5 protein-coding genes are annotated in these 6,750 nt (G+C 36.4%); all 5 read left to right on the forward strand.

All coding sequences use genetic code 11. From position 1 onward, the window contains the following. Positions 1-1,956 (forward strand): hypothetical protein (locus GSY74_RS03320; protein ID WP_223157452.1); only part of this gene is annotated, 1,956 nt, incomplete at its 5' end. Beyond that, positions 1,957-3,441, forward strand: a complete 1,485-nt coding sequence (locus tag GSY74_RS03325) for an MlaD family protein (RefSeq protein WP_164663690.1) — start codon at positions 1,957-1,959, stop codon at positions 3,439-3,441. Positions 3,442-3,443: 2 nt separating this feature from the next. Beyond that, complete coding sequence (locus GSY74_RS03330; RefSeq protein WP_164663691.1) at positions 3,444-4,115, forward strand: phosphoribosyltransferase; 672 nt, start codon at positions 3,444-3,446, stop codon at positions 4,113-4,115. Positions 4,116-4,131: 16 nt separating this feature from the next. Continuing rightward, a complete protein-coding gene (locus tag GSY74_RS03335) occupies positions 4,132-6,264 on the forward strand; it encodes a polyribonucleotide nucleotidyltransferase (RefSeq protein ID WP_164663692.1) in 2,133 nt (710 codons plus the stop codon). A gap of 283 nt (positions 6,265-6,547) precedes the next feature. Beyond that, the coding region (locus GSY74_RS03340; protein WP_164663693.1) for a F0F1 ATP synthase subunit C at positions 6,548-6,750 on the forward strand (203 nt) is incomplete at its 3' end.

Here is a 6,750-nt window from a genome sequence, read left to right on the forward strand (position 1 = left end):
CTCTATGAAGGTTCGATGATAAAAGCAGATAGTGCATTTTATGACAAAAACTCCTCTCTTTTAACTCTAATAGGAAAAGTTGAGATGATAGGATTTGATGATAGGGTACTAGCATCTAAAAAGTTAGTTATTAACACTACAGACAAATCTGTAAATATAGAAAAGGTGTTCCTATCAGGAGATGATGATTTGTGGATAGATGCTTCTAATGCGGATAAAAATGGTAAGAGATATAAGCTTTTTAACAGTAGAATATCTAGCTGTAATAAGCTTGACCCAGACTGGACAATAGAGTTTGAGGAGGCGGACTACTATGAGGATAAGAATTTTGTGACTATGGAGGGTGCGAAACTAAGATTTTATGATACTACAGTTTTGTATCTTCCCTACTTAGCACTTCCTACTTTAAATGAGAGGACAACAGGTCTACTCTTTCCTACTTTCAAAATCTCTGATAGAGATGGATTTCTCTATGAACAACCTATCTTTTATGCACCATCTGATAGGTGGGATATGGAGTTTAATCCTCAGGTTAGGAGTAAAAGAGGTGTTGGTTCTTATATCACAACCCGTTTTGTGGACTCAAATCACTCAGAGGGTTTTGTGAGAGTAGGGTACTTTTTGAATGATAAAGATTTCGTTAGAAGAAACGACACAAACAGAGAGCATTGGGGAACGGAGCTATTTTATAAATCAATAGATTTCCTGCCAACTGATGGTGGGTTTGAGAATTATAAAAGTGCATTCTATTTCAATGGTACATATCTAAATAATAGAGAGTATCTAAATTTGCAAAAGGACTCTGTCTCTGCTCTAGTAAGTTCCAATCTGATTGAGTCTCGTCTGAATACATTTTTATATAATGAAGAGAACTATTTTGGTCTCTATGGAAGATACAATATTGATACAAGCAAAAAAGATAACTATAGAACCATACAAGATATTCCCTCGCTACACTATCATCACTACATGAAGCAGATTGTAGATAGTAGGATTTTTTATACTATAGATGCTAGACTACATAACTATACAAGAGTTGAAGGCTCTAGAGCAACACAGCTTCAAGTAGATGTTCCCTTTATATATTATAACTCATTTTTTGATGATTTTCTCGACCTCTCTTTATCGGAAAATCTCTATTTGAGTAGGGTTGATTTTAGAAATCTTATACTAGACGATGATGAGGACTATTACTACTACTATAGAAACTATCATACCCTTAAGTTCTCTAGTGACTTAATCAAAAGATATGATGATTCTCTACACAATATTAGTCCATCTCTAACATATATACGACCTAGTATAGAGAGAGAGTCTCCTACGGTGTATCGAGATTTGAAAGATGAAAAAAAGGAGCTGTTTGTAACTCAAACACAAGAGGAACAACTCTCTTTGGCTCTACGACAATACTACTATAGTCAAGATTTGGATATGAGTCTATTTCATAGTTTTGGATACACCTCATATCCGCAAAGAGTAGAGTCAAGAGGTGATTTTAACAATGAGATGGGGTATAATGGGGAGCAACTAACGCTCTACTCTAACCTAATCTATGCTTGGAATGAGAAACAGATTCGCTCCCTAATCTCTTCTATTGGATATAATCAAAACAACTATGATATAATGTTAACTCACTTCTATAATCATGATTTTTTATATGACAATAAGAAAACAAGTTTTTTACAGAGCGAGTTTGTGCATCGTTACAGTGATAAAAACTCTTGGTTTGTCAATTTTGATTACGGTTTAGAACAGTTATACAATCACCAATGGAAGGTGGGTTGGTCACACAAACAGAAGTGTTGGTCTGCTAGAGTTAGTGTGGGGCAAGAGGTCGTACCCAATGTCGATAACTCTTTTAGAAATACGGCACTCTATCTGGAACTCAATCTAAACCCTATTGGTGGGATAGAACAAAATATAGAAGAGAACTTCTCTTCAGAAGGTAATAAATAGATGAAAACAGAGGCAAAGGTAGGTCTTTTTATAACACTCTCATTGGTTTTTCTTTTTGGTCTGTTGTCACAGCTTAGTAGTTTTGATAATATGTTTAAAAAGAGCTATCCTATTATGGCAAAAATAGATGATGGTTCGGGATTGAAATCAAAAGCAAAAGTAAAGCTCAAAGGTGTCAATATTGGTTATGTTGAGAGTATATTGCTAGAGAATAATAATGTTATAACTCATCTTCTTATTGATGATGGTGTAGAGATACCTGATGATTCGATTATTATTGTCTCACAAGACTCTCTATTGGGTGGAAAGTTTTTAGATATAAGACCGGGAAGCTCGACAGATAGTTTAAAAGCAAATATGCTTTTAGAGAAGCAAGAGAAGCAGTCTAGTATTGCAGACGCTTCAACCGCTGCGGATGAGGCTTTTCAAGAGATTAAGCTACTGGTCAATGAGATTAGAGATATGTTAAATAGTGGAGCAAAAGATGATATAGAGGAGTCTTTGGCAAATATAAATGAGTTTACTAAACTTCTAGCCTCCATTAGCACCGAAGATAATGAGACTATTCATGAGATACTTGAAAATGCAAATGAGACTATAAAAGGTTTTAAAACTGTAGGTGGTGATATTACTAAAACGACAGAAAAGTTTAATAAAACAGCAGATGAGTTTACCTCTGTTGCTCAAAATTTTAATAGAGATTTACCTGCTATAATGGCAAAGATTGATAGTATTACAAGCTATCTGGATAGCATAGGGGCAACACTAGATGCAAAGCTTCCTACTGCGATAGATAAGTTTGTAAAGCTAGAGGATAATCTAAACGATACTATTGAGAAAAAAGATAGCAGTCTCAACAAAGCACTAACTTCTGTTGATGGATTTTTTACCGAGGGTACAGAGACTATGGAGAAGATAGATAAGTATCTTGATAGTATGATAAAGAGTGAACTACATGTAGAGCTAAGAGCTGATGAGGTCTATGATGATGGTGGATATGCAAAAACACACTTTAATCTAGCACTTAAACCTGATGCCACTAGATACTATATGATAGGTCTCACCTCTGCACCAAGTTTTGAAAAAGATGATGAGTTCTCTAGGGGATTTGCAGGAAATAAAAAACATGAGAGTGGAGAGTATCTCTTCTCTGCACAGTATGGGAAAAGATTTGATGACTTACTCTTTCGTATAGGAATTATAGAGGGTGCAGGTGGTTTTGGTGTTGACTACTTTGGATGGAATGATACACTAAAAATTAGTGCCAATCTATATGATTTCAATGCTGTCAATGATATTAGAGGTAATAATCCTAACTTATCTACAACAGTAAGGTATCAGTTTTTTAGACATATCAACGCTTACTTAAGTGCCAATAATCTATTTAATAGCCAAGCCAATAGTGTCTCAGCAGGGTTTGGTGTTAGTTTTGTTGATAATGACCTCAAAAATCTTCTAGGATCGGCTGCAAGTGCCGCTCAATAGATATGTATAAAAACTTAGGAAGAGAGAGTTGTCTCTTTAGAGATAGAGCGGATGCGTGTGAAAGAGTTATCAATATTTTACCAAAGGAGATACTAAAAGCAGAAGAGACAGTTGTGTTGGGTGTAAGTGAAGGGGGAGTCTATTTTGCTGATAGAGTTGCTAAAGCATTGGGTGCTAGGATGGATATTCTTATAACAGAGTCTATCTATTCCCCAGTTAATCCAAAATTAGCAATAGCTATGGTTGGGGAGACGGAAAAGATAGTGATGCATAAGGCACTTATTGATGCTTTTGATATATCTAAAGATTATATCTATAGCGAAGCGGAGAGAAAATATAGAGAAGAGATTTCTACCTATATAGATAAGTATAGAGATGGTCAAGTTCTTGGTGGTCTTGATGGGAAATTTGTACTGTTGGTAGATGAGTGTGTAGAGACGGGTTTGACAATGATGACAGCAATAAAAACAGCAATCTCTTTAGGGGTTAAAAATGTTTTTATCGCTGTTCCAATTATTGATAATGTGGTTTATGAGAATTTAGTTAAAGTTTGTGATGACCTATTTTGTCCATCTAAGATTAGTGACTATATCTCTATAGAGTATTATTATGAAAATTTAGAACCGTTCTCTTATGAAGAGATAGATAAGATAATGAGTGACAGTAATAAATAAAAAGGAAATATAAAAAATGAGTGAACAGATTATAGAGATTAGTTGTAATAATTTAGATGAGAGATATAGTTTTAATAAGGTCGCAAGACAGGCAAGTGGAGCAGTACTATACCATTGTGGCGATGCAGTACTTCTAGCAGCAGTAGCGATTGACCCAAAACCTGTAGATGAGGATTTTTTGCCTCTAACTGTACAGTATATAGAAAAAGCTTATGCAGCAGCTAGAATCCCAGGTGGATTTATAAAGAGAGAGACAAAACCAGGTGATTTTGAGACCTTAACATCTAGAATTGTTGATAGAAGTCTAAGACCACTCTTTCCAAAAGGTTTTCACTATCCTGTTGTGTTAACAGTCACAGTATTAAGTACTGACCCAAAAGTAGATATGCAAGTAGCAGCTCTACATGCAGCATCCGCAGCACTATACACAGCAGATATTCCAGTCAATCAAGTAGTATCTGCTGTGCGTCTTGGAAAGATAGATGATGAGGTTCTTATCAACCCAACTCTAGTAGAGCAAGAGAACTCAACACTTGACCTTTTAGTTGTAGGGAGTGGTTCGGATATAGTGATGATTGAGATGTGTGTAAAAGCTTCCCAAAAAGAGTATATTCAATCAATAAACGAACTAGATGAGGATGAATTTGTAGAGATTATAGATATTGCACAAGGTGCTATTGGAGAGGCAACTACTTCGTATCAGAAGGGTTTTGAATCTGCTAAAAAAGATGAGATAGAGATTAGTTTAGCAGAAGATAGAGAAGACCAAGAACTCTATAAATTTATCGAAGAGAACTATGCAGAGGCAGTATCATCAGCTGTGCAATCTATGGCAAAGAGTGAGAGAAGTCAAGCCCTAAAAGATGTTCGTCAGACTATAATGGATGCATTAGAGGCAAAAGGTGAAGAGGCAGACAAAGAGTTGGTATCCAAGATGTTAAATGCATATAAAAAGTCTGTTGTTCGTTCACTCATCTTAGATAAATCAATTAGAGCAGATGGTAGAGCTTTTGATGAAGTCCGTCAGATTGACATCGAAACCAATATTTTGCCATCCGTTCACGGCTCTTGTCTCTTTACTAGAGGTCAGACACAAGCCTTGGTCACAGCAACACTTGGAGACAATAAATCATCACAAGTTCATGAGTTGATAACCTCTAAAAATGCTCACTATGAGACATTTATGGTTCACTACAATTTCCCAGGTTTTTCAGTTGGAGAGGCAAAACCAGCAAGAGCACCAGGGCGAAGAGAGCTAGGACATGGTAATCTAGCAAAAAGAGGGCTAGAGCCAACTCTTGACCTACGAAGAGATGGAACAGTGAGACTAGTATCAGAGATTTTGGAGTCAAATGGTTCATCATCTATGGCTACAGTTTGTGGAGGTTCACTTGCTCTAAAAGCAGCAGAGGTTGACTCATCTAAACTTGTAGCAGGGATTGCTATGGGTCTGATAACAGATGGTACAAAAAACTGTGTGCTTTCAGATATTATGGGATTAGAAGACCATGATGGAGATATGGATTTCAAAATCACAGGAACGGCTGATGGTATCACCGCGATGCAGATGGACATTAAACTAGGTGGAATCGAAGCCGCGGTTCTAAAAGAGGCACTACACCAAGCCAAAGAGGGGCGACTTCATATCCTCAATATTATGGAAGAGGCTCTTGCAAATCTAACACCAAGTCAAGCTCTGCCGTCATCGATTCTGTTTGATATTGACTCTAGCCATATACCTGCTATCATCGGTAAGGGTGGTGGAACTATCCGTGAAATTATCGAGAAATATGCTGTGAGTATAGATATAGATAGAGATGCAAACTCTGTTAAAATCACTGGTGATTCAAAAGAGAGTGTTGCTGATGCTAAGGCATATATAGATAATATTACCTCTGCACCTGTAAAAAAACAGATGAAGTATGAGATAAACAAACAGTATGCAGGAAAAATTAAGAAGATAGTTGAGTTTGGTATGTTTATAGAGATGCCAGATGGTTATGATGCTCTTCTTCATATCTCCAAAGTGACAAAAGAGAGAATCAAAACACTTGATGGTGTTTACAATGTTGGGGATGCGATTGATATTATTGTGCTTGAACAGAAAGGGAAAAAAGTGGAGCTTTGTACTCCTGCTTATCTGTTTTAAATGTTTTTGTGGTGCAATAAATTGCACCCTACGGCTTTTGGATATTGTTACAAATTGTAATATAAATTTATTAAAAACAGAACCTCTAATTTTTTATCAATCATTAATAAAATTTATATATTAAATAAGATATAATCGCGTCGTTTATACGAAGTGATAAGTAGGGAAACAGTATACATTTATGTGACTGTTGGCATACATTTTATGTGTGTTTACGCTATCCGAACAGACTTTGGAAGACAGTCGAAGGGGACTTAAAGCCCATTAACTTAAGGATATTTAAATGAAAAAGTTTTTCTTACTTTTCTTAGCACTTGGTGCTGTTGCATTTGCTGACGCAGATGGTGAATCTATGATTAAAGCATACTCAGTAGTTGCTGCTGGTATGGGTCTTGGTCTTGCTGCTCTTGGTGGAGCTATCGGTATGGGTCATACTGCTGCTGCTACTATCGCTGGTACTGCTAGAAACCCAGGTCTTGGTGGTAA

The sequence above is a fragment of the Sulfurovum sp. bin170 genome (genome assembly GCF_010892395.1).
Classification (GTDB): Bacteria; Campylobacterota; Campylobacteria; order Campylobacterales; family Sulfurovaceae; genus UBA1140.

What these genes read in the sequence shown, in the direction of transcription:
- GSY74_RS03325 (WP_164663690.1), top strand. Translation starts at nt 1,957, where the DNA reads ATGAAAACAGAGGCAAAGGTAGGTCTTTTTATAACACTCTCATTGGTT.
- GSY74_RS03330 (WP_164663691.1), top strand. Translation starts at nt 3,444, where the DNA reads ATGTATAAAAACTTAGGAAGAGAGAGTTGTCTCTTTAGAGATAGAGCG.
- GSY74_RS03335 (WP_164663692.1), top strand. Translation starts at nt 4,132, where the DNA reads ATGAGTGAACAGATTATAGAGATTAGTTGTAATAATTTAGATGAGAGA.